Annotated in this window: 25 protein-coding genes; 5 read left to right on the forward strand and 20 right to left on the reverse strand. The window is 67.4% G+C overall.

Annotation, left to right across the window (positions count from 1 at the left end):
* Positions 1–15: 15 nt before the first annotated feature.
* The 4 genes from LVB87_RS13530 to LVB87_RS13545 all read right to left on the reverse strand — a co-directional run bounded on the left by LVB87_RS13530 (position 16) and on the right by LVB87_RS13545 (position 7,907).
* Complete coding sequence (locus LVB87_RS13530) at positions 16–1,773, reverse strand: cytochrome c biogenesis protein DipZ (RefSeq protein WP_232898480.1); 1,758 nt, start codon at positions 1,771–1,773, stop codon at positions 16–18.
* 24 nt (positions 1,774–1,797) lie between these two features.
* Positions 1,798–2,283, reverse strand: coding sequence for a peptide-methionine (R)-S-oxide reductase MsrB (msrB, locus tag LVB87_RS13535; protein WP_232898481.1), 486 nt, complete (start codon positions 2,281–2,283; stop codon positions 1,798–1,800).
* Between the two features lie 159 nt (positions 2,284–2,442).
* Positions 2,443–4,260, reverse strand: a complete 1,818-nt coding sequence (locus tag LVB87_RS13540; protein WP_232898482.1) for a S8 family peptidase — start codon at positions 4,258–4,260, stop codon at positions 2,443–2,445.
* Between the two features lie 89 nt (positions 4,261–4,349).
* Positions 4,350–7,907 carry an ESPR-type extended signal peptide-containing protein gene (locus LVB87_RS13545; protein WP_232898483.1) on the reverse strand — a complete coding sequence of 1,186 codons (3,558 nt, stop codon included), beginning with the start codon at positions 7,905–7,907 and terminating at the stop codon, positions 4,350–4,352.
* Between the two features lie 195 nt (positions 7,908–8,102).
* Here LVB87_RS13545 and LVB87_RS13550 point away from each other — a divergent pair, with 195 nt between their 5' ends.
* Complete coding sequence (locus tag LVB87_RS13550) at positions 8,103–9,476, forward strand: ATP-binding protein (protein ID WP_232898484.1); 1,374 nt, start codon at positions 8,103–8,105, stop codon at positions 9,474–9,476.
* Here the strand turns inward: LVB87_RS13550 and LVB87_RS13555 are convergent.
* The gene (locus LVB87_RS13555; protein ID WP_232898485.1) at positions 9,443–10,156 is read right to left on the reverse strand and encodes a response regulator transcription factor; all 714 of its coding nucleotides are present in this window, start codon (positions 10,154–10,156) and stop codon (positions 9,443–9,445) included. The two genes, LVB87_RS13550 and LVB87_RS13555, sit on opposite strands and share 34 nt — an antisense overlap.
* Before the next feature lie 109 nt (positions 10,157–10,265).
* Here LVB87_RS13555 and LVB87_RS13560 point away from each other — a divergent pair, with 109 nt between their 5' ends.
* Positions 10,266–10,814, forward strand: a complete 549-nt coding sequence (locus LVB87_RS13560) for a cytochrome P460 family protein (protein WP_232898486.1) — start codon at positions 10,266–10,268, stop codon at positions 10,812–10,814.
* Between the two features lie 14 nt (positions 10,815–10,828).
* Positions 10,829–11,179, forward strand: coding sequence for a GFA family protein (locus LVB87_RS13565; RefSeq protein ID WP_232898487.1), 351 nt, complete (start codon positions 10,829–10,831; stop codon positions 11,177–11,179).
* A 19-nt stretch (positions 11,180–11,198) separates the two neighbouring features.
* Here the strand turns inward: LVB87_RS13565 and LVB87_RS13570 are convergent, their stop codons facing one another.
* Positions 11,199–11,477 carry a hypothetical protein gene (locus LVB87_RS13570; RefSeq protein WP_232898488.1) on the reverse strand — a complete coding sequence of 93 codons (279 nt, stop codon included), beginning with the start codon at positions 11,475–11,477 and terminating at the stop codon, positions 11,199–11,201.
* A 129-nt stretch (positions 11,478–11,606) separates the two neighbouring features.
* Positions 11,607–11,765: a hypothetical protein gene (locus LVB87_RS13575; protein WP_232898489.1), complete on the reverse strand. Its 159-nt coding sequence runs from the start codon at positions 11,763–11,765 to the stop codon at positions 11,607–11,609.
* A 117-nt stretch (positions 11,766–11,882) separates the two neighbouring features.
* Here LVB87_RS13575 and LVB87_RS13580 point away from each other — a divergent pair, with 117 nt between their 5' ends.
* Positions 11,883–12,209, forward strand: coding sequence for a hypothetical protein (locus LVB87_RS13580; protein WP_232898490.1), 327 nt, complete (start codon positions 11,883–11,885; stop codon positions 12,207–12,209).
* Here the strand turns inward: LVB87_RS13580 and LVB87_RS13585 are convergent, their stop codons facing one another.
* The 6 genes from LVB87_RS13585 to LVB87_RS13610 are packed head-to-tail and all read right to left on the reverse strand — an operon-like array spanning position 12,210 to position 16,056.
* A complete protein-coding gene (locus LVB87_RS13585; protein WP_232898491.1) occupies positions 12,210–12,407 on the reverse strand; it encodes a succinate dehydrogenase assembly factor 2 in 198 nt (65 codons plus the stop codon).
* A 55-nt stretch (positions 12,408–12,462) separates the two neighbouring features.
* Positions 12,463–13,248 (reverse strand): succinate dehydrogenase iron-sulfur subunit, encoded by a 786-nt coding sequence (locus LVB87_RS13590; RefSeq protein ID WP_232898492.1) that lies wholly within the window; start codon positions 13,246–13,248, stop codon positions 12,463–12,465.
* Positions 13,249–13,263: 15 nt separating this feature from the next.
* Complete coding sequence (gene sdhA / locus LVB87_RS13595) at positions 13,264–15,054, reverse strand: succinate dehydrogenase flavoprotein subunit (protein ID WP_232898493.1); 1,791 nt, start codon at positions 15,052–15,054, stop codon at positions 13,264–13,266.
* 5 nt (positions 15,055–15,059) lie between these two features.
* Positions 15,060–15,443 (reverse strand): succinate dehydrogenase, hydrophobic membrane anchor protein, encoded by a 384-nt coding sequence (gene sdhD, locus LVB87_RS13600; RefSeq protein WP_232898494.1) that lies wholly within the window; start codon positions 15,441–15,443, stop codon positions 15,060–15,062.
* A gap of 1 nt (position 15,444) precedes the next feature.
* A complete protein-coding gene (sdhC, locus tag LVB87_RS13605; protein ID WP_232898495.1) occupies positions 15,445–15,831 on the reverse strand; it encodes a succinate dehydrogenase, cytochrome b556 subunit in 387 nt (128 codons plus the stop codon).
* 33 nt (positions 15,832–15,864) lie between these two features.
* Complete coding sequence (locus tag LVB87_RS13610) at positions 15,865–16,056, reverse strand: DUF1674 domain-containing protein (protein WP_232898496.1); 192 nt, start codon at positions 16,054–16,056, stop codon at positions 15,865–15,867.
* A gap of 85 nt (positions 16,057–16,141) precedes the next feature.
* On the opposite strand from LVB87_RS13610, the gene LVB87_RS13615 reads away from it, so the two are divergent.
* On the forward strand, positions 16,142–16,954 hold the full coding sequence (locus LVB87_RS13615; protein ID WP_232898497.1) for a folate-binding protein: 813 nt from the start codon (positions 16,142–16,144) through the stop codon (positions 16,952–16,954).
* Between the two features lie 2 nt (positions 16,955–16,956).
* Here the strand turns inward: LVB87_RS13615 and LVB87_RS13620 are convergent, their stop codons facing one another.
* The 7 genes from LVB87_RS13620 to LVB87_RS13650 form a co-directional block, all read right to left on the reverse strand.
* On the reverse strand, positions 16,957–17,373 hold the full coding sequence (locus LVB87_RS13620; protein WP_232898498.1) for a hypothetical protein: 417 nt from the start codon (positions 17,371–17,373) through the stop codon (positions 16,957–16,959).
* Positions 17,370–19,637 (reverse strand): thiamine pyrophosphate-dependent enzyme, encoded by a 2,268-nt coding sequence (locus LVB87_RS13625; protein WP_232898499.1) that lies wholly within the window; start codon positions 19,635–19,637, stop codon positions 17,370–17,372. The genes LVB87_RS13620 and LVB87_RS13625 overlap by 4 nt, the downstream gene beginning before the upstream one ends.
* A gap of 19 nt (positions 19,638–19,656) precedes the next feature.
* Positions 19,657–21,732: a DUF3857 domain-containing protein gene (locus tag LVB87_RS13630; RefSeq protein ID WP_232898500.1), complete on the reverse strand. Its 2,076-nt coding sequence runs from the start codon at positions 21,730–21,732 to the stop codon at positions 19,657–19,659.
* The gene (locus LVB87_RS13635) at positions 21,729–22,379 is read right to left on the reverse strand and encodes a glutathione S-transferase family protein (RefSeq protein WP_232898501.1); all 651 of its coding nucleotides are present in this window, start codon (positions 22,377–22,379) and stop codon (positions 21,729–21,731) included. Before LVB87_RS13635 ends, LVB87_RS13630 begins: the two co-directional genes overlap by 4 nt.
* Positions 22,376–22,936, reverse strand: coding sequence for a GNAT family N-acetyltransferase (locus LVB87_RS13640; RefSeq protein ID WP_232898502.1), 561 nt, complete (start codon positions 22,934–22,936; stop codon positions 22,376–22,378). Before LVB87_RS13640 ends, LVB87_RS13635 begins: the two co-directional genes overlap by 4 nt.
* Before the next feature lie 14 nt (positions 22,937–22,950).
* Positions 22,951–24,114, reverse strand: a complete 1,164-nt coding sequence (locus LVB87_RS13645) for an acyl-CoA dehydrogenase family protein (RefSeq protein ID WP_232898503.1) — start codon at positions 24,112–24,114, stop codon at positions 22,951–22,953.
* Between the two features lie 128 nt (positions 24,115–24,242).
* Positions 24,243–25,067, reverse strand: a complete 825-nt coding sequence (locus LVB87_RS13650; RefSeq protein WP_305067742.1) for a glycine zipper 2TM domain-containing protein — start codon at positions 25,065–25,067, stop codon at positions 24,243–24,245.
* Between the last annotated feature and the right edge of the window lie 187 nt (positions 25,068–25,254).

The raw sequence follows: 25,254 nt of genomic DNA on the forward strand, positions 1-25,254 counted from the left end.
ACGGACTCCTTGCGCTCAACCGAAAGTGAACGCGTATGCGTGCACGCCAGGATCGAGGAAGCGGATCTCGAACGTGCGTTCCTGGACGGCACTGCGCTGCCGAACCAGTTGATAGAGGCGATGCCCGTCGACCACGCCCGCGCCGGAGGCATCGGTGTCGACGCCATGGTCGCCACCGGGCGCCTTGCCGTCGATCAGGACGCGGAAGCGGATCGGCTTCCCATCCTTGTCGGGCGCGAGCACGAGATGCAGGTCGCGCGCATGGAAGCGGTACACGATGTCGCCGTCCGCCGATGCAAGGTGCGCGTCTTCTTCGCCGACGTTCCAGTCGCCCTGCAAGGCCCAGTGATTGAGCGACATGCCTGGCGCAGCGCCGTAGCGCTTCACCGCATCCCGTGCGAACCCGCCGGCGGAGTCGAAGTTCTCCGCACGCGCGTAGCCGATGTACGTCTCGGGTGACCTGAGCTGCGCCACGTCCGCATCGGCTTCGATGCCCGTCGTCGTGGCCTTCGTCGCGACCATTGCGGGAAGCGCATGTCCGGCCTCGCGCAACAGCGCACGGATGATCTGCTCCGACTTGTCGTACTCGCCTTCACCGAAGTGGTGTGCGCGGATCCGCCCTTGCGCATCGATGAAGTAATGCGCCGGCCAATATTGATTGTTGAATCCGCGCCAGATCGCATATTGATTGTCGATGGCGACCGGATACGTGACGCCCAGGTCCTTGGTGGCCTTCCTGACGTTGTCCATGTCGCGCTCGAACGCGAACTCCGGCGCGTGGACACCGATCACCACCAGGCCGGCGTCGCGATACTTGTCGGCCCACTGGCGCACGTACGGCAAGGTGCGCAGGCAGTTGATGCACGAATACGTCCAGAAATCGACCAGCACCACCTTGCCGCGCAAGGACTCCGCCGTCAGCGGCGCGGAGTTCAACCACGCGGTCGCACCGCTCAACGCAGGCAGCGTGCCTTCCACCGGCAATGCCGTCGCATCCGTCCTGTTCGCCACCGTCATCATGGTGCCGCCCGGTTCGGCGCGCGCTTGCGGCGGCTGCAGGCGATCGACGAGGTGCTGCTCGATGCGCCCGGTGCTCGCGAGCGAGATCTTCGTGAGCACGCCCGTGTCGGCGCCCGTCGCAATGGCGACCACGGCCACCAGCATGGCCATGCCCAAGCCACGGCGCACCCACTCACCCGCCCCGAGCGAGCGCTTCAGTGCGGCAAACACGCGGCCACCAATCAGCAACGCGATCGCAAGCGAAGTCGCGGCGCCGGCGCCGTAGGCCAGCAACAGCACGGTGGTTCCGACACTCGCGCCTTGCAACGCGGCGCCCGTGAGCACGAGGCCCAGGATCGGGCCCGCGCAAGGCGCCCACAACAAGCCGGTCGCGATGCCGAGCAGCAAGGATCCACCGAATCCCGCATGCGTGCCCTGCCCATCCACGGAGGTCGTCAGCTTTCCGCCCAACCATTGGAACGGCTTGCCGAGTTGCTGCGCCAGACCCGGCCACAACAAGGCCAGCGCGAACGCGGCCATCAGGATCAATGCGATCCAACGCCCCACGTGGTTGGCCTGCACCACCCACTGGCTGCCGACCGCGGCAAGCGTGGCGACGGCCGCGAAGGTCGTCGCCAAGCCGATGAGCAGTGGAAGACCGCTCTTCGCGAAAGGCTGGTCCGAACGTGCGAACACGAACGGAAGGACCGGCAGGATGCACGGGCTGACGATCGTCAGCGCGCCACCCAGGTAAGCGAGGACGAGCAGGAGCATGTGGGGATCCTTGTTGGCGCGTCGTCAGGCGGGGATGAACGTCATCGCCACGCCATTCATGCAGTAGCGCAGGCCGGTGGGCTTCGGGCCGTCGTCGAAGACATGGCCCAGGTGACCGCCGCAGCGTCGGCAGTAAACCGCCGTGCGCGGGATGCCTAGGAGCATATCGGTGTCCTCGCCGACGGCATTGGCCAAGGGCGCCCAGAAACTCGGCCAGCCCGTACCGCTATCGAACTTGGTGGCGGAGGAGAACAAAGGCAATGCGCAGCCCGCGCAGGCGAACGTCCCCTTTCGGTGTTCGTCGTTCAGCGGGCTCGAATACGGACGTTCGGTCCCTGCCTGTCGCAGCACCGCGTACTGGGCGGGCGTCAGGCGCTCGCGCCATTGCGCATCGCTCAGCATGACTTCGAAACGTTTGCGGTCGGTCGTGGCCGCCATTGCGGGGGGCTGGTCGCAGCCGCCCAGGCCGAACAGGCACCCGGCCATGGCCAGGCCGCCGGTGCGGAGCATGTCGCGTCGGGACATTGTGTTCATGGATCCAGATACGGGCACAGACGCCCGGCGGATTCAGCGGAATCCATCTTCCGGAACAACATGAACCGATGCCGTGAAAAAAGAGGAGGCGGGTTTCCCCACCTCCTCGAACACCCTTGGGAGGGATGAAGCAGCTCAATAAACGCCCATCACGGTCAGGTTGCCGAACGCCACCTCGCCCACCACCGTCAGGTAATACGTCCCCGCCGGCGGATTGGTGATCACCACCGTTTCGCTGTTGCCGGCCTTCACCGACTTGCGGTCGTAGCTCGCCACGGTCGGCACGCGGTCGCGCGCGACGTACAAGGACACGTCACCGGTGCCGCCGTAGGTGCGCAGGTTGATGCTGGTGCGACCCGCCGGCACCACGATCTTGTAGGTCAGCACGTCGCCCGCGCCGCCGGTCTGGCCGCTCAACGCGGTGCGGTTCGTGAGCAGTTCGCTCGTATCCACTGGGAAGTCCTGCGTGGCCGCGTACACCGCAGCAGCGGCATCGAGGATGCCCGCTCCCTGCGGCTTGTTGGTCGGCGGAATCACCGTCCACGGCTTGGCGGTACTGCGCAGCAGCGACTTCACCTGGGACGGCGTCAGCACCGGCTTGCCGGCGGCCACCGCGGCGCTCTGCATCAGCGCGACCACGCCCGCGACGTGCGGTGTCGCCTGCGAGGTGCCGATGTATCCCATGAGGACGTCGCCGCCCGGGCTCGCAACCGGCGTCGTCGTGCCGCTGTTGCCGAGCGACCAGATCCAGCGATCATCGGGATCCGAACCGCTCGTGGCGTTGCCGCCCGGTGCCGAGATCGCGACACCCGGGCCGAAGTTGGAGAAGTACGAACGCGCTCCGTCGACGCCGCTCGCCCCCACCGCGATCACACCCTTGCAACTCGCCGGCGAGTGAAAAGCCGAATCGTCGTTGTCGTTGCCGGCCGCGACCACCACGACCGAGCCGCGACTGATCGCGCCATCGATGGCGGCCTGCGTGACCGGGTCTTCACTGCACGAACCATAGCCACCGAGGCTGAGGTTCAGCACTTCGGCCGGATTGCCGTTGGCGGGAACCCCCGCAACGGTGCCGCCCGACGCCCAGGTGATCGCATCGGCGATGTCGGAGGTGTAGCCGCCGCCATGGCCCAGCACGCGGATCGGTTCCACCTTCGCGCCGAACGCGACGCCGGCGATGCCCTTCGCATTGTTGGCCACGGCAGCCACGGTGCCCGCGACGTGCGTCCCGTGCCAGGAGCTGTAGTCGGAACCGACCCAGTCGCCCGGATCGTGCGCGTCCGCGTCACGGCCGTTACCGTCACCGGCGACGTCGGTGTCGGCGATGAAGTCGTAACCGGGCACAAGGTTGGCATTGAGGTCGGCATGGTCGACGTAACCGGTGTCGATGACCGCAACGACGACACCGGTACCGGTCGAGGTGTCCCATGCGGTCGGCGCGCCGATGCCGGTGCCCGGATTGGTGTAATCCCACTGCAGATCGAAGCGCGTGTCGTTCGGAATGAAGTCCATGCGCTTCTTGATGTAGTCGGGCTGCGCGAACTGCACCGACGGATCCGTGCGCAGCTGCGCGATGAAGGCATCGGCCTGCGCCTGCGTCAGCTTGCGCGAGGTGCGGAGCAGGTCCGCGCCGATCGCAAGGCGACGCACGCGCGCGATCGTCAGCGCCGAGCTCGTGCCGTCGGCGTTACGCATCACGCCGGCGATGCCGGCGCGCGCGGCGGCGGCATCGGCGGCGCTCATCAGCATGGTCTGATTCGCAACGGTGGCCGCGCCATCCCTGTAGCGAACGATGAAGCGATCGAACGAGGCGGGCTTCACGGCGGTGGTGAGCAGGACCTTGCGCCCCTGCTTGTTCGGCGAAACGGGCGGCGTCGCCGCCTGCGCGAACATCGCGACCATCAGGCTGGTGGCGAGCGTGCCGGCGCAAAGATTGCGGGTGTTCTTCTTCATGAGCAGTTCTCTCTGGTGAGCTCGAGTAGGGGCGAAGGACGCCAGTGCCTTCAGGGGGTGATCGCAGCTGGCGCCTTCGCTTGAAGTGGTTACAGGTCGATGCCGAAGCCGACGCCCGCCGACTGGTCGTCGCTGCTGAACGCACCGCCGACGCTGAAGGACGCGCGATCGCCGATCTGCTTCGTGTAGCCGATCGACAACGCGCTTTCGCCGTTCTGCCAACCCGCGCCGACGCCGAGGCGGCCACGCTCGCTGCGGCCGTTCGCCGCGTTCATCGCCATGTTCGTCATCGCCGCGCTCATCGCGCCTTCGCGATCGATGCGCTGGTCCTGCTCGCCGAGGCGACGCCACACGTCGTCATGGAGCTGGTTGAACTGGTCGCCGAAGGCCTGGAACTTCGCGTCGGTGTAGGCGTTGGCGGAACTCAACGTCCGCGTCGCGCTGTTGTCGGTGTAGGTGTGCGCGCTGGCGAGCGCTGCGGCATCGCCGGCCTGCATCTGACCGACATTCGCCGCGTCGGTCGCGGCCGTGCCGGAGGCGACGTTGGTGACGCGCCGTTCGTTGCCGGCGCTGCCGACCGACACCGTGTTCGCCTGGTCCGCCACCGAGCCCTGGCCGATGGCGACCGAACCCGATGCCGTGACCGATGCGCCCTGCCCGATCGCCGTGCCATTCGCCGCGGTGACGCTGGCATCGGCACCGACCGCCACCGCATTCGTCGCCGCCGCATCGATCGATGCATTGGTGCCGAGCGCCGTGCTGCCGGAGGCGCCGACCGTCGCACCGGTGCCGACCGCGGTGTCGTTGCCGTCCGCCGCGTGGCTGCCGCTGCCGATCGCAAGTCCGTTGCCGGTACCGACCGGTATGTTGCTCAGGCCACCGACGGTTTGTTCGAGGGTGGTCATGCGCGTGCTCAGGATGCTCAGCGCACCGTCGATCGCACCGAAGGCCGTTCCGACATTGGCGTAGCTGCTGCCCTGGATGGTGTAGCTGGGCATCTGCAGGAGGCCCATCGCATCGATGCTCGCGCCGCCACCGAAGGCGGATGCGACCGCATCGAGCTGCGGGCTGAAGTTGCCGACCACGACATTCGCGATGGCCTGGTCGAGCTGGCCCTTGTTGATCGCATCGGTGTCTTCCGTGCCCGCAGCGACGTTGGTGATCTGGCGGTCGATGGCCGCATGCACCACGCGCGCCGCATCGGTCCAGTCCGCGCCTGCGCCGACCGAAACGCTGTTGGCGCGATCGGCGTAGGAGCCCTGCCCCAGCGCGACGCTGTCGCTCGCAGAATCCGACGTCCACGCATTCGCACCGAACACCGACGCGTTGTCGGCTTGCGCATAGCTGTTGTAGCCGAGCGCCGTGGCTGCGTGACCGACCGCCCACGCTTCCGAACCCACCGCCGTGGTGTAGTCGCCGACGAGCGTGCTGCTCCACAGCGAACCGGCATACGCGCCAGCGCCCAGGGCGGTGCTGTTGCGGCCCGCTGCACCCGCGGCGGCGAACGAACCGTCGGAGAAGCCGCCGAGCGCAGTCGCGTACAAGCCGCTGGCGATCGCGTTTTCGCCAACCGCCGTGCCGGAGCCCACGAAGAAGTCTTCGCCGCTGGTGTCGTCATGGATCCATTGGCCGGCCATCGCACCGCCGCCGATCGCCACGCCACCATCGCTGGCCTGCGTGCCCGCACCGATCGCCGTGGAGTCCCAGCCCAGCGCGGTGGCGCCGCTGCCCACGGCGGTGCTCTGCCATTGCGAGGCCGTGGCGAAGGAACCGAGCGCAGTGGAGAACGGCGCATCGGCGAGCGACAGACCACCGATCGCCATCGAAAAGAAACCATTCGACTCGCTCGACTGACCAATCGAGATGCCGCCGAAGCCGTTGGCGACGCTGGCCGCGCCCAACGCAACGCTGCTTCCGCCGTTGGCCATCGCACTGTCGCCGGCGGCGAGGCTCGAGATGCCTTCCGCATCGGCGTTGTAGCCGAATGCACTGCTGTTGGTGCCCGATGCGATCGCACCGTAACCATTCGCCGTGCTGTAGTCGCCGATCGCATTCGAACCGCTGCCGATCGCCGACGACCCCGCACCCAACGCCAGGCTGTTGCTTCCCATCGCCGTCGCGTAGTCGCCTTCCGCATCGCTCTGGAAACCGTTGGCGCTGCTTTCCACGCCATTGGCGACGCTGTTGGCACCGGCCGCCACCGCGTGCTCGCCGACCGCGATCGCGTCGTCGCTGCCATCGGCCGCGCCGTCGGCGGCGAAGTAATGGTTGTCGGCACCGATGCTCGCAGCCACCGCGTCGAGCTGCGCCTTGTTCACCGCGTCGTTCGCTTCGGTGCCGTCGGCCAGGCCGGTGATCGTGCGGTTCATGCCGGTCCATTCGCTGCCAACGGTCACCGTGTCGGCGCGCGAGGTCACCGAGTCGGCGCCGATGGCGACGGAGTTGTCCGCCATCGCCAGCGCGCGCGCGCCGATCGCCGTCGCGTTGTCGTTCCAGGCATTCGCGTCGTAACCGAGGGCGACCGAGCCGATGCCGAATGCGCCGGCACCACTGCCCAGCGCGGTGCCACCTTCGGCCTGCGTCTGCGCACCGGCACCGAGCGCGACGCTGTTGATGCCCCACGCGGCGGTGTTCTGTTCGATGCACATGAAGGCGGTGCACGCCTTCGTGCCGCCGATCGCGATCGAACTGTCGGCGCCTGCGGTCGTCCACAAACTGCCCATGGCGATGGAGTACTGGCCCAACGCGGACACCTGGCTGCCGATCGCGATGCCGACGAAGGCATTGGTGTCGACGTAGCTTTGGGTGCCGATCGCGATGCCGCCCTCGGCGAGCGACATGGACCCTGCGCCCATCGCCAGCGAGAACGTGTTCGTCGCCATCGCGCCATCGCCGAACGCGCTGGACGCGTAACCGGAGGCCATGCTCAGCGTGCCGACGCTCGTGGCGTAGTCGCTCGCGTAACCGCCGGCGCCCATCACGATGCTGTCGGTGCCATCGGCGATGCTCTCCGCGCCGACCGCGATCGAGGCTTCACCGTTCGCCTGCGCGGCTTCGCCCTGCGCGATCGCCCATTGCGCATTGGCGACGCTGCCGTAGCCGTTGGCGATGCTGTAATCGCCGAGCGCATTGGCGCCTGTGCCAAGTGCCGTCGAGCCGATGCCGAGCGCGAGGCTGCTGCTGCCGAGTGCGGTCGAGTAATCCCCTTCGGCGTCGCTCTGGAAGCCTAAGGCGGTGCTTTCGACACCGTTGGCCGCGCTGTTGGCCCCGCCCGCGGTGCCGCCCGCGCCGGACACCACCGCATCGTCGCTGCCATCGCCGGCACCATCGGCCTTGAAGTAAGCGTTGCCAGTGACCGTCTGCGGCGTCGCGTTCGCCTGCTCGAACACCGCGCAATCGATCTTCCGCGCCACCTGCTTGCCGGCCACGCGCGCCGTGCAGGTGTTGCCGTTACGCTCGATGGTGATCTGCTGCGCATGCGCCGAAGGCGGCACCAGCGCAACGCCCAACCCGATCATCACCGTGCCGAGCGCCGCATCGCGCAGCTTCGGCCGCGCGTCCTTCCTGCCGCCCGCACTGGCCAGTTCCGAGGTGACCACCATCGCCTGCCTGGCATGGCTCCACACCAGGCCGAATACCTTGTTCATCGACTCCCCTCTCAAGATCGATACTTTTTCTGGAAACAGACGACCCCGCGGCCGGTTTGCACCGGTCGTTCGGCCCCCCATTCGGATCCCCTCGCCCAAGACCCCCAGCGGCGACGGCTGTTGGCGAAACTAGGCGGCGGGCACGTACCCTGTCACGCACGCACGGCTCACCGATTCCTCACCGAGTTCTCACCAATGCCCGGATTCACCCACTGGCTGCGCAGCGCTCCCATCGCCGATCCCATCGATCGGCGCAATGCGCCGGTGATGCAGTTGCTGCTGTTGTTCTACGCGCTGCTGTTGCCGGCGAACTGGGCCTGGCGCCTGGCCAGCGGCGGCGAGATCAACGAGGACCGGATGCTCATCTTCCTGGTGGACATGGTCGTCTCCGCACTGGCCGTGGTGAGCATCGTCATGATCCGTCGCGGCCGCTTCCGGCCCGCGGTGATGCTGTTCCTTGCGATGCAGCTGATCTCGCTGGAACTCACGTTTTCCATGTCCGGCGTGTTGTCGCAGACCATCGATCCCGCGCCCACGATGCTCACTTTGGTGATCAGTGGCCTGGTGCTGGGGCGGCGTGCGTTGTGGATCGCCTTCGGCCTGCTGATGCTGGTGTTCACCACCGGCTTCGGCGTCGAAATCCAGGAGGCGATCGACCAATGTGTTCCGATCTCGGTGGCCTTGGTCAACGTGCCGGCCGTGGTGATCAGCTACTCGATCATCACCATCATCCTCGACCGCTCGATCAAGGCGCTGCGCGAAAGCCTGGACGAATCCAATGCGCACCGCAGCGAGTTGCAACGCGAGATGGCCGAGCGCGAACGCACGCAGGCGCAGTTGATCCATTCGCAGAAGATGGAAGCCACCGGCCGCCTGGCCAGCGGCATCGCGCACGACTTCGGCAACATCCTCGGCGTGATCGGCGGCTTCGCTTCGCAGGGCAATCGCATCCGCGACATCGAGCGCCGCGAGGAGCAGGAGACCGCCATGCTGCGGGCCTTCGACGCCATCGAGGACGCGACCGCGCGCGGCACGTCGCTCACGCGCAAGCTCCTGGCCTTCAGCCGCTACGAACTCGTGCGACCGCAATCGTTCGACGCGCGCCAGGCCATCGCGGACATGGAGCCGTTGCTGCGCCAGTTGTTGCCGCGCGCCATGCGCCTGCAACTGCCGGACCCCGACGGGCCGATGCCCGTGTGGTTCGACCGCGCCGAGTTCGAATTGATGATTCTCAACATCGCCACCAATGCGCGCGAGGCCATGGCCTCCGAGGGTGGCGTCTTCCGCCTGGCGCTGTCGCGACCGGACGAGGACAGCACCCTCATCGCGCTGAGCGACACCGGACACGGCATGGACGCGGCCACGCGCGAGCGCATCTTCGAGCCCTTCTTCAGCACGCGCGCCGACACCGGCGGCACCGGACTCGGCCTGTCGCTGATCCGCGACATGATCCTCGCCGGCGGCGGCGACATCTCGGTCACGAGCATGCCGGGGCAAGGCAGCACCTTCCGCATCCGGCTACCTGCGGTGGACGCTCACTCTGCGACGGCTTCGTCGCCCAGTACGTAACCCTTGCCGTGCACCGACGTGAGCGGCAGCGATTTGCCGCTCTGCGTGCGTACTTTGCGGCGCAGTCGATGGATCACCATTTCGATGCGGTGCGGATCGAAGTCGTGCACGTTGTCGGCGACGACAGCGACCAGTTGTTCGCGCGTCACCAGTTCGCCCAGGCTCGACGCGAGCCGTGCGACCACGCGGTGCTCGGTCCTGGTCAGCAGGACCGTCAGCCCCTGCGGCGACACCATGCACCAGTCGCTGATGTCGTACTGCCAGCGCTTCGCCGGCGCGGGGGCGCCGCGTCCGCTGAGGCGCCGCATGAGGCTGTGCAGCGTGGCGGCCAGTACATCGATGTGCACCGGTTTCACCAGGTAAGCGTCGGCGCCCTGGCGCAGGCCGCGCACCTGGTCGGCGGGTTCGCCGTGTCCGGTGAGCATGATGATGCCGATGTCCGACAACAGCGCGCGCACCGCCTGCGCGACGCTGAAGCCGTCGGCATCCGGCAGTCCGACGTCGAGCACGACGATGTCGAAGGTCTGCGCGCGCAAGGTTTCGTACAACGCCGCCGCCGTGTCCACGCCGACCACGGAGAAGCCGTAATCGGCGAGCCCCGGCAGCAGGACATCGTTGAGAAGTTCGGTGTCGTCCTCGAGCAGGACGGCGCGGGTGGCGCGACGGGCCGGAGCGGGCATGGGGCAAGGATAGCCCGGACCACCCCGCCGGAGCCCCCGTTCGGGGGATGTTCGCCCCGGGGCGCATCGCGGATGGTCCTGCGCTCTCGTTTCCGCGAAGGACCCCCTCATGCGCACCAGCAGGTTCACGATTGCGATGGCGGCAGTGGGGTGCATCGTCGCGCTCGGCGGCTCGGCGCTCTACGCGCAGGCCAAACAGGACAAGTACGCGCTCAAGTCGGCGAGCGGCATCCCCTTCTCCGAATGGAAGGGCTACGAAGACTGGTCGGTGGTCTCCTCAGCCAGGACCGACGACGTCCTCAAGGTCATCGTTGCCAATCCGACCATGATCGCGGCCTACAAGTCCGGCATTCCCGGCAACGGCAAGCCCTTTCCCGACGGCTCGAAGATCGCGAAGTTGCAGTGGTCGCAGAAGAAGAGCACCGAGGCGCCCTTCGTCGTCGATGTGCCGGACGCCTACAAGCAGGCCTTCCTCATGCAGCGGGACAGCAAGCGTTTCGCCAAGAGCGATGGTTGGGGCTACGCGGTGTTCAACTACGATGCCAAGGCCGGCACGTTCACGGCCGATCCCACCGGTGTGCAGGATTGCGGGCAGTCATGCCATGTGAAGGTGAAAGAAAGCAAGGACAGTATCTTCCACCCCTACCAGATGCGTTGAACGGAGCGAGCACCATGCAATACCAGGGAAGCTGCCAGTGCGGCCAGGTGGCCTTCGATGTGGAAGGCGAGATCGAAGGCGGCATGGCCTGCAACTGTTCGATGTGCGGGCGGCGCGCGTCGCTGCTCTGGTTCGTGCCGCGCGAGAAGCTGGTCATGCGCACGCCCGAATCGGCGATGGCGACCTACAAGTTCAACAAGCACGTCATCGAGCACCACTTCTGCCCGACCTGCGGCATCCATACCTTCGGGGAAGCCAACGATCCCAAAACGGGCCACGCCGTCGCGGCGGTGAACCTGCGCGTCATCGAGGGACTGGACCTGTCGACGATCCCCGTGCAGACCTACGACGGCAAGGCGCTCTAGCGCGCTTCCGTGCGCGGCGTCAGGTCGTTGCGCGGTTGCGCACGATCCGCAGGAACATTTCGCGCAGGTCTTCGTAGTGCAGGCGCGCGGCCTGGCTTTCGTCGCTGCGCTCGTGCATCGGCAGTTCGTCGGTTTCGTCTTCGCGCAAGGTGCGCTCGAGCGCCGCGAGCAGGCGCTCGGGATCCGGATGCGAGCGCGCGACGGCGGTCGCGAACGTGAGGAGGAGTTTCTGTCGCTCCCAGATGTGCGGGATGACCTGGAAGACGGCTTCTTCTTCGGCTTCGGCTTCGGCGTTCATGCGGTTCTGATACGGGCCCCTGTGTTGGGCGCGATCATCCCACGCTCGCGAAGCGAGTTTCATGCGGAAGGCGGTATCCGAGAATTTTTCCCGGATGCGGTTTGTGCGGCTTGGAAAAGTACGCGCGCTTCAGCGCAGTTCGTGCTCGCGCGATGTCGGCGCGAGGCGCGCCGGATGCTGCGTTGCCGCGACGATGCGACGCGCGATGTCCACGCCCACGGCGACGAGGACGGGCAGCACCACGGCGATGACGAGGAACAACGCGAACTGGATCGAGCGATCGTCCATGGCACCCCTCCGAGACCTTCCGTGTGTGGGCAATCTCGGCGTTGTGCGGACGCACAATTGAGACTTACGTCACAATCCGCATGTGAAAGCGAACTTCATGCCTGCGATGATCCCGCCATGGACCTGACGCGCTGGCCCCAACTCGTCTACGCCGCCTCCTCGCTCCCGATGGCGGCGCTGACCGCCTTCGCGGCGTGGCTGTTCTTCTTCGTGCCCGGCGGCGTCGCCGGGGTGTCCAGCGGGCGCTACCTCGTGCTGTTCGCGCTGATCGCCTACCCGCTCACCCTGGCGATGCAGGTCTGGGCGACGGTCGGGCTCTATCGCCAGGCCAAGGCCGGCCGGGACGAGCCGACGGCGCGCACGCGCGGGCTGATCGGCGTGTCCTTCCTGTCCCTCGCAGGGCCGGTCATCGTGTTCCTGGCCTACGCGCTCATGCGGCGCTGATCAGGCGTCGAGCTGGCGCATCCGTTCCACGAGCGATTGCAGCGCGGCGTCGGGCGCCGTTTCGTGGCCGAGGAACCAGCGCCACAGGCGATCGTCTTCGCAGTCGAGCAAGCGCTGGAACGTCTCGCGGTCCTCGGCGGACGACGCGCGCCAGTGCGCATCGAGCCAGCCTTCGAACAAACGATCGAGCTCGCGCATGCCGCGGCGGGATCGCCACCGCAGCCTGCGGATCTCGGTCTCGTCGTCGTGCAACTCAGCCTCGGCGCGCGAGCATCAGTTGCTTGATCTCACCGATCGCACGCGCCGGGTTCAGCCCCTTCGGGCAGGTGCGCGCGCAGTTCATGATCGTGTGGCAGCGGTAGAGCTTGAAGGGATCTTCGAGCTCGTCCAGGCGCGCGCCGGTGTCTTCGTCGCGCGAGTCGACGATCCAGCGGTAGGCCTGCAGCAGGATCGCCGGGCCCAGGTAACGGTCGCCGTTCCACCAGTAGCTCGGGCAGCTCGTGGAGCAGCACGCGCACAGGATGCATTCGTACAGGCCGTCGAGCAGCGCGCGGTCTTCCTTCGACTGCAGGCGTTCGCGGTCCGGCGGCGCGGGCGTCTGCGTGCGCAGCCACGGGCGGATGGACGCGTACTGCGCGTAGAAGTGCGTGAGGTCGGGGACGAGGTCCTTGACCACCGCCATGTGCGGCAGCGGATAGATCGGCACTTCCTTCTTCGCGCAGTCGGAGATCGCGCGCGTGCAGGCCAGCGTGTTCGTGCCGTCGATGTTCATCGCGCACGAACCGCAGATGCCTTCGCGGCAGGAGCGACGGAAGGTAAGCGTCGGGTCGATCTCGTTCTTGATCTTGATCAGCGCGTCCAGGACCATCGGGCCGCACGTGTCGAGGTCGACGTCGTACGTGTCCGTGCGCGGGTTCGCCGCGTCGTCCGGATTCCAGCGGTACACCTTGAAGGTGCGCACGTTCTTCGCGCCGGCGGGCGCGGGGAAGTGCTTGCCCGCGGTGATCTTCGAGTTCTTGGGGAGCGTGAATTCGGCCATGGTGTCGTTCCCCGGTCAGTAGACGCGCGGCTTGGGCGGCACGACGTCGACGTCGCTGCTCAACGTGTACATGTGCACCGGGCGGTAGTCGATGTGCGTGTTGCCCGCATCGTCCACCCAGCACACGGTGTGCTTCTGCCAGTTCGCGTCGTCGCGGTCCGGGAAGTCCTCGCGCGCATGCGCGCCGCGCGATTCGGTGCGGTTCTCGGCCGACACGATCGTGGTCAGCGCCTGGCCAAGCAGGTTCTGCAGTTCCAGCGTTTCGACCAGGTCGGAGTTCCACACCAGCGAGCGGTCGCTCACACGCACGTCGTTGAAGGACGCGTAAATGTCGCGGATCTTCGCCACGCCTTCGGCCAGCGTTTCGCCGGTGCGGAACACCGCGGCGTCGGCCTGCATGGCGCGCTGCATGTTGTTGCGGATCTCGGCGGTCGGCATGGAGCCGCTCGCATTGCGCAGGCGGTCGAGGTTGGCCAGCGACTTGTCGCAGGCATCGGACGCGAGTGTCTTGTGCGGCGCGCCCGGCTTGATCGTCTCGGCGCAGCGGTTGGCCACGGCGCGGCCGAACACCACCAGGTCGAGCAGCGAGTTGGAGCCCAGGCGGTTCGCGCCGTGCACCGACACGCAGGCCGCCTCGCCGATGGCATACAGGCCCGGCACCACTGCGTCGGGGTTGCCGTTGCGCAGCTGCACGACTTCGCCGTGGTAGTTGGTCGGGATGCCGCCCATGTTGTAGTGGACGGTCGGGATCACCGGGATCGGCTGCTTTTCGACGTCGACGCCCGCGAAGATCTTCGCGCTCTCGGCGATGCCCGGCAGCTTCTCGTGGATGTCCTTCGGATCCAGGTGCGTCAGGTCGAGGTTGATGTGGTCCTTGTGCGGGCCCACGCCGCGGCCTTCGCGGATTTCGATGGTCATCGAGCGCGAGACGACGTCGCGCGAGGCGAGGTCCTTCGCGTTCGGCGCATAGCGCTCCATGAAACGCTCGCCGTTGCTGTTGCGCAGGATGCCGCCTTCGCCGCGCACGCCTTCGGTGATCAGGCAGCCCGCGCCGTAGATGCCGGTCGGATGGAACTGCACGAACTCCATGTCCTGCATGCCCAGGCCCGCGCGCAGCGCCATGCCGCCGCCGTCGCCCGTGCAGGTGTGCGCGGAGGTCGCGGAGAAGTACGCGCGGCCGTAGCCGCCGGTGGCGAGCACCACGCCCTGCGCGCGGAACAGGTGCAGCGTGCCTTCGGCGAGGTCGAGTGCGAGCACGCCGCGGCAGGCGCCCTCCTCGTCCATGATCAGGTCGAGGGCGAAGTATTCGATGAAGAAGCGCGCATCGTGCGCGAGCGACTGCTGGTACAGCGTGTGCAGGATCGCGTGGCCGGTGCGGTCGGCGGCGGCGCAGGTGCGCTGCGCGATGCCCTTGCCGTAATGCGTGGTCATGCCGCCGAACGGACGCTGGTAGATCTTGCCGTCGTCGGTGCGCGAGAACGGCACGCCCTGGTGTTCGAGCTCGATGATCGCGGGGATCGCCTCGCGGCACATGTACTCGATCGCGTCCTGGTCGCCCAGCCAGTCCGACCCCTTGATGGTGTCGTAGAAGTGGAAGCGCCAGTCGTCCTCGCCCATGTTGCCGAGCGCGGCGGAAATGCCGCCCTGCGCCGCGACGGTGTGCGAGCGCGTCGGGAACACCTTGGTGATGCACGCCGTCTGCAGGCCCTTCTGCGCGAGGCCGAAGGTGGCGCGCAGGCCGGCGCCGCCGGCGCCGACGACGATCATGTCGTACTTGTGTTCGGTGATCTTGTAGGCAGAGGTCATGGCAATCAGGCCGTCAGCGCGATGCGAGCGATCGCGTACACCGACGCGATCGCGCCGAGCGTGCAAAGGAACATGTTGAGCAGGTGCAGCGTGATTTCGACGCCGCGCGTGTGCACGTAGTCCTCGATCACGACCTGCACGCCGAGCTTGGCGTGCCAGAACATCGCCACGCAGAACGCGGCGAGCAGGATGGCGTTCCAGGGGCGCGCGAGGGTCGCGCGCACCGATTCGACATCGCCGCCGGCCATCGAGGCGAGCATCCACACCAGCCACGGCACCAGCAGCATCAGCGCCACCGCGGTGACGCGCTGGTACCAGAAGTGCGACGTGCCGGTCTTGCCGGAACCCAGGCCGCGCGCGCGGGCCAGCGGAGTACGCAGGTCGGTCATGTCAGTGGCCTCCCAGCGCCAGGAACCAGATCAATGCGGTGAACACGACGGTGAGCGCCGCGACGGTGTAACCGGTCTTGTAGACCGAAGGAATATCGAAGCCGCGCCCGGCATCCCACAGCAGGTGACGGATGCCGTTGAGGAAGTGGTAGACGAGCGCGAGCGAGAACAGGAAGACGACGACCATGCCCAGGGGCGACGACACGCACGCCATCGCGCGCCCTGCCGTTTCGCCGCCCGCAGCCATCGACACCAGCCACCAGGCCAGGCCGAATGCGCCGACCGCCAGCGCCACGCCGGTGGCGCGGTGCAGGATCGACATGACCATCGTGATCTGCCAGCTGTAAACCTGCAGGTGTGGTGACAGTGGGCGTTCGCGGGTCGCCATCGGCAGGTCCTTGTTGGTGCGTCGAGCAGGGGGTCAGAAATCGATGCAACGGCCGTTTTTTTCCCAATCGCCGTAGCGCACGGGATCGGGACCCTTGCGGCCACCGATCTCGACCGGCACGGGCTTGGGCGTCGACCGTGCCTGTTCGTCCGCGGGCGTTGCACCATCGGGCAGCGCGTTCGCGTCGGCGGGGGCGTCGGATTGACCTATGATTTGCGGCGTCACAGCCCGCGAAGTTTAAGTCCCGCCCCGGATGTCTCACAACCCAGAGTCCTCGCCCTCCCCCCGATTCGCCCTGCCGGGCCATCGCGTGATCTCGCTTTCCGGCCGCGACGCGGTCGCCTTCGCGCAGGCGCAGCTGATGAACGACGTGGATGCAGCGCCCGTCGGGCGCTGGCAATGGAGCGGCTGGCTGACGCCCAAGGGCCGCGTGATTGCGCTGTTTGCGCTGGTCCGCGTCGCCAAGGACACGCTGTGGCTCGTGGTGGCCGACGCCGATGCCGCCACCCTGGCCGCGCAATTGCAGCGCTTCGTGCTGCGCCGCCAGCTCAAGGTCGAGTGGCGCGAGGATCTTCACGTCTCCGGTCGATTCGCGCAGGCCGAACGCGCCACCGGCGCCTCTTTCGATGGCGATCCGGCCACGGGCATCGAACTCGACGTCAGCGGCTTCGGCATCCGCCGCACCCTGTGCATCGCACCCGACGCCGGCGCGCACGACGCGCCGGCCGACACGCAGTGGCGCGCAAGCGACCTGCGCCTGGGCTTCCCGCGCCTGTCGCCTTCGCAAGCCGAGCAATGGACGCCGCAGATGCTCTCGCTCGAGCGCCTGCATGCCTACAGCGTGAAGAAGGGCTGCTACCCCGGCCAGGAAATCGTCGCGCGCACGCATTTCCTCGGCCAGGTGAAGCGCGGGCTCACCTTGTTCGAAGCCGCCGAGGCCCCCGAGGACGGCGCGAACGTCGACGTCGGCGCCGCTGCACTCGGCCAGATCGTCTGCGTGGCGCCCAACGGCGACCACTGGGTCGCGCTGGCGGTGATGCCGTCGGATCGCCCGGATGTCCCCACCGCGACGAACGGCATCGTGCTGAAGGAACGCGCGCTTCTCGCGGGACTCGCGCGCTAGCGCTAGTGGTGCGCCGGCTTGGGCAGCAGTGCGACGAAATCCTGCTCGGCCTTCTTCACTAGCCCATCGCCCTGCTGGATGTCGCCGCGCTTGTAGGCCATGTAGGCATCCACCAGCGTCGCGCGGCAACGATCGATGTGCGCCGCGCGTTCGGTCGACGCCGTCAGCGCGTGCAATCGACCCAGCCCCTGCAACGCCATGCTGTAGCCGACTTCGATGTCGTACTCCGGCTCGCTGTGCATGCGGTAATCCGGCGCACGCACGACCAGCGCCGCGATCGCATCGTGGACCTGCGAGTACTTGTGCGGCACGGGAAAGCCGAGTTCCGCCAGCTGCGCTTCATCGAGCAACCAGGCCCGATGGCGGCGCACGAACGTGCGCCACCAGCTTGCGAGCGCGGGCGGGATCCGCAGGGTCATGCCTTGGCGAGCAGGTCCGCCGCCGCGACGATGTCCTCGTCCGACGGAATCACCAGGAACGCGGCGCCCGCGAGCGGCGTGAACGTATCGGCGCCGACGACGCGATGGAACGGTCGCGCCCCGTAGCCGCCTTCCACGATCGCCGTGACGATGCCCTCGCCCACGCCCGCGCTGCGGCGGCCCTCGTCGACGATGAGGATGCGCCTGGCGTTCTTCGCCTGCGCACGGATGAAGGTTTCGTTGAGCGGCACCAGCCAACGCAGGTCGACCACGCGGGTCTTCCAGCCATGCTGCTTCTCGATGGTGCGCGCCGCGCGCAGGCTCATCGGCACGCCGTTGCCGAAGGTGAAGATCACCAGGTCCTCGCCCTTGCCGTAGACGCGGCCTTCGCCAAGCTCCATGGTTTCGTTCGGCGCCGGGTATTCGGTGAGCCACTGGCCATCGCCGGCTTCGTACAGGTCCTTGGTCATGTATAGCGCGATCGGTTCGAGGAACGCGCACACGCGGCCGTCCACCTTCGCCAGCGCCGCGAGCGTGCGCAGCATCGTCGCCGCATCGTCGCCGCGCGACGGGCAACCGACCACCAGGCCCGGGATGTCGCGCAGCGCGGTGATCGAGTTGTCGTTGTGGAAATGCCCGCCGAAGCCGCGCTGGTAACCCAGCGAGGCGATGCGCATCACCATCGGGTTGCGGTACTGGCCGTTGCTGAAGAACTGCAGGCTCGAGGCTTCGCCGCGGATCTGGTCGCAGGCGTTGTGGAAATACGCCAGGTACTGGATTTCCGGGAACGGCAGCATCCCCATGTTGGCGTAGCCCTGCGCCAGGCCGAGGATGACCGTCTCGTCGAGCAGCGTGTTGAACACGCGCTTGCCGGAGAACGCCTTCTGCAAGCCCTTGGTCACGGTGTACACGCCGCCCTTCTGCGCCACGTCTTCGCCGAAGAGCAAGGCTTCCGGGTACTTCGCGAAAAGATCGTGAAGTGCGTTGTTGATCTGGATCGCGAGGTGACGCGCGGGCTGCTTCTCGGGCAGCTTCGCTTCGCCACCGAACACTTGCTCGCGACGCGCGGCATCCGCCGTGCGCGCGGCTTCGGCGCGCACCTTGTCCGGCGTGTAGGGCGCGAGCGGCGCGATCACGTCCTCGAGCTTGGTCAGGCGCGGGCGGCTGTCGGCGTCCTCGGCGGCGGCGAAGCACTTCTTCCGCGTGTCTTCGTACAGCGCGAGGATCTGGTCCTTGCTCATCAGGCCCGATTCGAGCGCGATCGCGGCCGAGCGCAGCAGGGGATCGGTCGCCTCCACCGCACACAGTTCTTCGATCGAACGCCATTCGATTTCGAAGTCGGTGCCGGCGTGTCCCATGATGCGCGTGGTGCGCAGGTGCAGGAAGGTCGGGCGGCGCGTGCGGCGGCAATGCTCGATCGCGGCCTGCACCTGGCCATAGCCTTCGGCGAGGTCGAGTCCGTCGGCGGCGAAGTAATCCAGGTCCTGGCGGTTGGCGAAATTGCGCGCGACCCAGCCGTCAGGCGTCTTCACCGAAATGCCGATGCCGTTGTCTTCGCACACGAAAAGCACGGGTGCGGGGAGCTTCTGGTAGGCGGTCCACGCCGCGGCGTTGAACGCGGTCTGCGCGGTCGCGTGGTTGCTCGACGCATCGCCGAAGGAGCACACGACGATGCTGTCGTTCGGAATCGGCAGTGCATGGCCGATGCGCGGGCCTTGTTCGATCGCGAGCGCCGTGCCCAGCGCCTTCGGCAGGTGCGAGGCGATGGTCGAGGTCTGCGGCAACACCCACAAAGGCTTGCTGCCCCACACCTTGTGGCGGCCGCCGCTGGCGGGATCGTCCGCGCTGGCGGCGAAGGACAGCGCCGAATCCATGATCGGATCCATGCCCGGCAGCTTGCGGAAGCGTTCGGCCATGAAGCCGCCCGAGCGGTAATGCAGGAACGCAGGATCGGTGTGGCGCGTCAGGCGCGCGACCATCGCGTTGCCTTCGTGGCCGCTGGAACCGATGGTGTAGAAGACCTTGTTCTGCACGCGCAACACGCGTGCCATCAGGTCGAGATGACGCGAGATCAGCTGCGATTCGAAGAGGTCGCGGAAGCCCTGCGCATCCAGCGCGCTGCCGTCCAGGATCGCTTCGTTCGGCGCGGGCGCGACATCGGCATGGCCGTTCCAGTCGCGCACGAATTCCTGGAAGTTGACGTCGCAGATCTCGGCGCGGTTGAGGCCCTTCATGCGGGCGGGAATGGGCTTGACGGCGGTCATGCGGAGGCCTCGGAACGAATCAATTCGGGGGGATGGGTTTTGCGGCACGCAGGCGGCGCAGTTGCGCGTCCTTGCGGAACAGGCCCCACGCCAGCAAGGCGCTGAGGGCGATCAAGGCGAAGGCGAGCAGGCGCCAGGCGTGGCTGGTGTCGGCCTGCACCTCGGTGTCTTCGCCGCCGCCGATGTCGACATCGAAGGACAGCAGGTGGCGTACGCGATCGACGTCGTCGCGCACCTTCGCATAATCGGCGGCCGGTACTTCGTCGGCGAAGCGGCGCCATTCGCCGATGACTTCGAGGCGATCGCCCTTCGCGCGCACGATGCGGCGGAACGAGAAGTAGGCGTTGGCGACGGTATCGTCTTCGGACTTGATGTCCCAGCCGCCCGGCAGGTGCGTGCGGATGGTCTGGCGCGCGAAGGTCGGGCCGTCGAGTGCGAGCGGCGTGCTGCGCGTATCCAGGTCGAGGTCGGGCATCCAGTCGAGCAACTGGAACAACACGATCGAAAAATCGGAGTCCGACGAACGCAGGGAATAGTGTTCGATGGCGCGCACGCCGGAGCCGCCCGCCCCGCCCTCGTGCATCGACGGCGTCCCGCGGATTCGCAGGTCGTCGTAGAACTTGCGCATGTAGCTCAGGTAGCGCTTGCCGAGGTCCTCTTCGCCGTCGAGGAAATCGTCGCGCACGCTGTCCGCGTTCTCGTTGCGGTAATCGGTGACGACGGTGAAGTCGGCACGGTAGCCCTTGTCGGCCGCCACCAGGTCGATGCGCTGGCCGACGTCCACTTCGGGCAGGCGCGGCGGCGGCTGTGGAATGTCGACGAGCCGGTCGCAGGTGGCGCACAGCGGCAGGCCGAGGCGGAATTCCAGCGGCGAGCGGTCTTCCAGCGGACCGGATTCGGGATCGCGGGTCGGGTCGATCCACACCGGCTTGCCGTCCAGGTGCGCGCGCACGACGACGTGGTCGAAGGCCACCGCGCTCGGCTGGCGCACGGCGAGCGATTGGCGGCCTTCGGTGTCCACCAGCACGGGTTCGGCCTCGATGCCGGCTTCATGCAACAACGCCGACAGCAGCACCGCCTTGTCCTTGCAATCGCCGAAGCGGCGCGAGATCACGAGTTCCGGCGGATGCGGCTCGTGCGAGTTCGTGCCCATGTCCAGCGCGGTGTAGCGGATCTCGCCTTCCACGAACGCGATGGCGCGCAGCATGGCCGCGCGCTTGTCGGGATCGTGCAGTTTCAGCGAGTCGATCAGCCCGTCGGCGACGGCGCGGTCCTTCAGGCGCGCGGCGTACATCGGCAAGGCCCAGTGCACCACGTCGGACCACGAACTGGCGGTCGACAGTTCGATCTGCCCGTAGGGATCGAAGCTGTCGGGCATGTCCGATTCGGTGCGCACGCGCGGGAGGCGACGCGCGGTGAATTCGACGAAGCGCTCCGCGCCCTGCCCGCCTTCGCGACGAACGAAATCCTTCGGCCCGCGCGCATGCACCGGACGCGCGGCATCGAACAGCACGCGCACCCGGCGATAGCCCAGCGTCGTGCCGAAGCGCGCAGTGTACGCATCGTGGTAGGCGTTGCCGAACACCGGGTTTTCGCCGACGACGCTGTAGCTGTAATCGACGATGTCGCCGACGCGCAGGTCCGGCAGCGTGATCGTGACGGTCTGCTCGCCATCGAACATCGCATCGTCGAGGTCTTCTTCGCGATGCAGCACTTCGATGCGCGCGTCGGGGCGGCGATCGGTGGCCTTGCCGTCGCGCCAGACGTTGATCGCGTGGATCAGGACGTGCTGGTAGTCCGGCTGGAAGTCGATGCGGATCTGCCCGCCGTCCGACAGCGCGCGCACGTTTTCCAGGCGCGAGGCGATACGGCGGTAGGCCACGGTGTCGGCGGTGCGCGCGTCGACCTGGTCGTCGAGCAGCAGGTAGCGCGTGCCGTCGGCCGTGGGCATCGCATCGCCCGGATCCGGTCGCGGTGTTGGCTGCACCCACGTCGGCACGGGCGCGAAGCGGTAGCCCTCCTGCGCGAACGCGGGCACGGCCGCGACGAGGCAGAGGCACCACAGGACGCATGCGCGCAGCACGATCGCCTTCATGCACTCGCCGCCAGGCGTGCGCGCACGTCGGCGTCGTTGTCGGGCAGGCCGATGAAGCGCGGCGTTCCGCGCACACGGGCCAGCCAGTCGTTGATGGCGGGATAGCGCGCAAGCGACACGCCGCCCTCGTCGGCCACCGCCGTGTAGGCGAAAAGCGCGATGTCGGCGATGCCGTAGGCCTCGCCCGTGAACCAGGCGTGCGATGCGAGATGGCGTTCCATCACCGCGAGCGCAGCGTGCGCGCGTTCGCGCAGGCGCGGCAGGTCCGCGCGACGCGGCGAATCCAGCGGCGTCCACCCGCAGATGAAGCGCGCGACCGCCACGTAAGGCTCGTGGCTGTACTGCTCGAAGAACATCCACGACAGCGCCTGCGCACGCGCCCACGCATCGGCGGGCAGGAAGGCGCTGCCTTCGGCGAGCCAGCACAGCATCGCGTTGGACTCGGTGAGCACGGCGCCGTCTTCGCGCACGAGCACGGGGACCTTCGCGTTCGGATTCAACGCGAGGAACGCGGGCGTGCGCGTGGCGCCCTGGTCGCTGCGCGTTTCCACCCAGCGATACGGGCGGCCGAGCTGCTCCAGCAGCAGGCGCACCTTGTGGCAATTGCCCGAAGGCGAGAATCCGTGGACGGTGACCGTATCGCTCACTTGTTCCTCCGCGCGCGCCACTCCTCGCGCGTCTGTCCCCAGATTTCGATGGCGACGTCCTCGAACGGCGCGGGCAACTTGCCCGGCCCGCGATTCGTCGACCCCAGGCGCCGCGCGAGTTCCTGCGAGGCGGCGTTGTCGTAGTCGATCGAATGGATCACGTCGGTCCATCCCAGTTCGTCGAAGGCCCAGTCGATCGCGGCGGTCGCGGCTTCCAGGGCGTAACCCTTGCCCCACGCCTGGCGGCGCAGCGCCCAGCCCACTTCGGTCCCGGGCCAGCCTTCGGGTTGCCACGGGCCGATGTTGCCGACCCATTCTCCGCTCGATTTCTCGATCACCGCGAACATGCCGAAGCCCTGCAACACCCAGGCGCCGGGCATCTGCAGGAACTTGCGCCAGGCCGCGGCGCGCGGCGAGGTGCCGCCGATGTAACGGCACGCTTCTTCGTCGGCCTGCAGCTCGGCGAAATACGGAAAGTCCGACGCCTGCTGCACGCGCAGCAGCAGGCGCGGGGTTTCGATGCGGGTCTGAAGCCTGGACAACGTCACGACGGACATCCCCGACTCCCGGATCAGAACGCGTTGATGCCCGTCAGCTCGCGGCCGATCACCAGCTGGTGCACGGTTTCCGTGCCTTCGTAGGTGATGACCGATTCGAGGTTCAGCGCATGGCGGATCGCCGAATGCTCGGTGGTGATGCCCGCGCCGCCGAGCAGGTCGCGGCATTCGCGCGCGATGTCGATGGCCATGCGGCAGTTGTTCCACTTGGCGAGCGAGACCTGCGCGGGCGCCATCTTGCCGGCGTCCTTCAGGCGGCCGAGCTGCACGACGAGCAACTGCGCCAGCGTGATGCGGCGGGCCATCTCGGCCATCTTGATCTGCGCGCTCTGCGTGGCCGCGACGGGGCGGTCGAACAGGATGCGTTCCTTCGTGTAGTGCAGCACCTCGTCCAGGCACGCGATGGCGGCGCCGATCGGGCCCCAGGTGATGCCGTAGCGGGCCTGCGTGAGGCAGCCGAGCGGACCCTTCAGGCCCTTCACGTTGGGCAGGCGGTTGGCTTCGGGCACGCGCACGTTGTCGAAGAACAACGCGCTGGTCACCGACGCGCGCAGCGACATCTTGTGCTTGATCTCCTGCGCGGCGAAACCGGGCATGCCCTTTTCGACCACGAAGCCCTGGATGCCGTCTTCGGTCTGCGCCCAGACGATCGCGATGTCGGCCAGGTTGCCGTTGGTGATCCACATCTTCGAACCGTTGAGGACCCAATCGTCGCCGTCGCGCTTCGCATGGGTCTTCATGTTCGCCGGATCCGAGCCGCCGTGCGGTTCGGTCAGGCCGAAGCAGCCGATCACCTTGCCCGCGGCCATGTCCGGCAACCAGCGCATGCGCTGTTCTTCGGAGCCGTAGGCATAGATCGGATACATGCACAGCGAGGACTGCACGCTGACGAAGCTGCGGATGCCGCTGTCGCCGCGTTCGAGTTCCTGGCAGATCAGACCGTAGCTGACGGCGTTGAGGCCGGCGCAGCCGTACTTTTCAGGCAACGAGGAACCGAGCAGGCCGAGTTCGGCGATTTCGCCCACCAGTTCGCGCGGGAAGCGCCCCTGGTCGAAGGCGTCGCCGATGATCGGGATGACGCGTTCATCGGTGAAGCGTGCCACGGTGTCCTGGACTGCGCGCTCTTCTTCCGTGAGCAGGGAACGGACGTCGTACAGATCGTAGGGATGCAGGGCCATTGGGGGGAATCGCGGGCGGAAAGCGCGACATTGTAGAGACAAAAAAGGGGCCGGATCGCTCCGGCCCCTCGGGGAATCACCCACTTGGCGCGTCCTGCGCCGTGCCCTCATCAGGCACTTGCAGGCAATTAACCGTTTTCGTCGCTGCTGGCGGCCGCGGCCGTCATCACCTGGCCGTCGATCACCGGCAGGCGGTTGCCCGGCTTGTCGTCCATGCGGACGGTGTGCTCGGCGCCCTGGTAGCGGTAGGTCACGTCGTAGCCGACGGTCTTGGTCTCGCTGCCCAGCGAGATGCGGCTGCCGGGCTTGTCGCCGGTGCGCATGGTGCCGGTCGTGCCGTCCGGGTTCCGGTAGGTCACGTTGTAGGCGACGGTGCGCGAGCTCTGCGAGGTCGAGGTCTCGGTGTGGCACTGGCGCTCGGTCTTGTTCACGACCTGGCCGCCGACGTGGCGCTTGTCGATCTCGCGACCGGCGAAGCCACCGGCCACCGCACCGGCGACGGTCGCGGCCTTCTTGCCGTTGCCGCTGCCGACCTGGTTGCCCAGCAGGCCGCCGACGACCGCGCCGACCACCGTACCGCCGACGTTGCCGTCCTTCTCGGGCAGGCGCTCCTGCACCACGACGTCGTTGCAGACTTCGCGCGGGCTGGAGGTGGTGCTGGTTTCCTTCACCGGGTCGGTGCCGATGACCTGTGCGTACATCGCTTCCTTCTTGGTGATCGGCTTGACGTCGATCACGTCGGCGTATTCGACCTTGCCGCTGGCCGGCACGCCCGCTTCGTCGACCGGCTGGTCGGCGGCCGGGTTGGCGCCTGCATCCGTGGCGAGGGAGGCCGGCGGCGCGACGGTCGGCGCGGCGTCGGTCTTGGCGCGATTGTTCATGAAGGCCGCGGTGGCGACGCCACCCACGAGCAACGCAGCGAGGGCAATGGCGAGGGTGTTGTTCTTCAACATGGCGGGCCTCCTTGGGCCTTGTTCCTTTTCACGTGCGGCGCATGACTGCGCTTTGTCGGAGCGGATTCCAACACGTCCTTGCTGAACGGCCACCCCAACTTTTCACGGGTTTTTAACTGAATCGTGAAGCACGGCACGCCTGATGCTTGCGCGTGCTAGCGTTTGCCCCACATCGGGATGCACGCGT

It is taken from the genome of Lysobacter sp. KIS68-7 (genome assembly GCF_021284745.1).
Lineage (GTDB): Bacteria > Pseudomonadota > Gammaproteobacteria > Xanthomonadales > Xanthomonadaceae > Noviluteimonas.

Bases quoted from the DNA above. Each gene is read 5' to 3' on its own strand.
- LVB87_RS13620 (WP_232898498.1), bottom strand. From the start codon at position 17,373: ATGACCCTGCGGATCCCGCCCGCGCTCGCAAGCTGGTGGCGCACGTTC.
- LVB87_RS13545 (WP_232898483.1), bottom strand. From the start codon at position 7,907: ATGAACAAGGTATTCGGCCTGGTGTGGAGCCATGCCAGGCAGGCGATG.
- LVB87_RS13630 (WP_232898500.1), bottom strand. From the start codon at position 21,732: ATGAAGGCGATCGTGCTGCGCGCATGCGTCCTGTGGTGCCTCTGCCTC.
- sdhA (WP_232898493.1), bottom strand. From the start codon at position 15,054: ATGACCTCTGCCTACAAGATCACCGAACACAAGTACGACATGATCGTC.
- LVB87_RS13645 (WP_232898503.1), bottom strand. From the start codon at position 24,114: ATGGCCCTGCATCCCTACGATCTGTACGACGTCCGTTCCCTGCTCACG.
- LVB87_RS13570 (WP_232898488.1), bottom strand. From the start codon at position 11,477: ATGAACGCCGAAGCCGAAGCCGAAGAAGAAGCCGTCTTCCAGGTCATC.
- LVB87_RS13530 (WP_232898480.1), bottom strand. From the start codon at position 1,773: ATGCTCCTGCTCGTCCTCGCTTACCTGGGTGGCGCGCTGACGATCGTC.
- sdhD (WP_232898494.1), bottom strand. From the start codon at position 15,443: ATGACCGACCTGCGTACTCCGCTGGCCCGCGCGCGCGGCCTGGGTTCC.
- LVB87_RS13585 (WP_232898491.1), bottom strand. From the start codon at position 12,407: ATGCGCGAGCTCGATCGTTTGTTCGAAGGCTGGCTCGATGCGCACTGG.
- msrB (WP_232898481.1), bottom strand. From the start codon at position 2,283: ATGCTCCGCACCGGCGGCCTGGCCATGGCCGGGTGCCTGTTCGGCCTG.
- LVB87_RS13580 (WP_232898490.1), top strand. From the start codon at position 11,883: ATGGACCTGACGCGCTGGCCCCAACTCGTCTACGCCGCCTCCTCGCTC.
- LVB87_RS13650 (WP_305067742.1), bottom strand. From the start codon at position 25,067: ATGTTGAAGAACAACACCCTCGCCATTGCCCTCGCTGCGTTGCTCGTG.
- LVB87_RS13625 (WP_232898499.1), bottom strand. From the start codon at position 19,637: ATGACCGCCGTCAAGCCCATTCCCGCCCGCATGAAGGGCCTCAACCGC.
- LVB87_RS13640 (WP_232898502.1), bottom strand. From the start codon at position 22,936: ATGTCCGTCGTGACGTTGTCCAGGCTTCAGACCCGCATCGAAACCCCG.
- LVB87_RS13575 (WP_232898489.1), bottom strand. From the start codon at position 11,765: ATGGACGATCGCTCGATCCAGTTCGCGTTGTTCCTCGTCATCGCCGTG.
- LVB87_RS13555 (WP_232898485.1), bottom strand. From the start codon at position 10,156: ATGCCCGCTCCGGCCCGTCGCGCCACCCGCGCCGTCCTGCTCGAGGAC.
- LVB87_RS13540 (WP_232898482.1), bottom strand. From the start codon at position 4,260: ATGAAGAAGAACACCCGCAATCTTTGCGCCGGCACGCTCGCCACCAGC.
- LVB87_RS13565 (WP_232898487.1), top strand. From the start codon at position 10,829: ATGCAATACCAGGGAAGCTGCCAGTGCGGCCAGGTGGCCTTCGATGTG.
- LVB87_RS13590 (WP_232898492.1), bottom strand. From the start codon at position 13,248: ATGGCCGAATTCACGCTCCCCAAGAACTCGAAGATCACCGCGGGCAAG.
- sdhC (WP_232898495.1), bottom strand. From the start codon at position 15,831: ATGGCGACCCGCGAACGCCCACTGTCACCACACCTGCAGGTTTACAGC.
- LVB87_RS13560 (WP_232898486.1), top strand. From the start codon at position 10,266: ATGCGCACCAGCAGGTTCACGATTGCGATGGCGGCAGTGGGGTGCATC.
- LVB87_RS13550 (WP_232898484.1), top strand. From the start codon at position 8,103: ATGCCCGGATTCACCCACTGGCTGCGCAGCGCTCCCATCGCCGATCCC.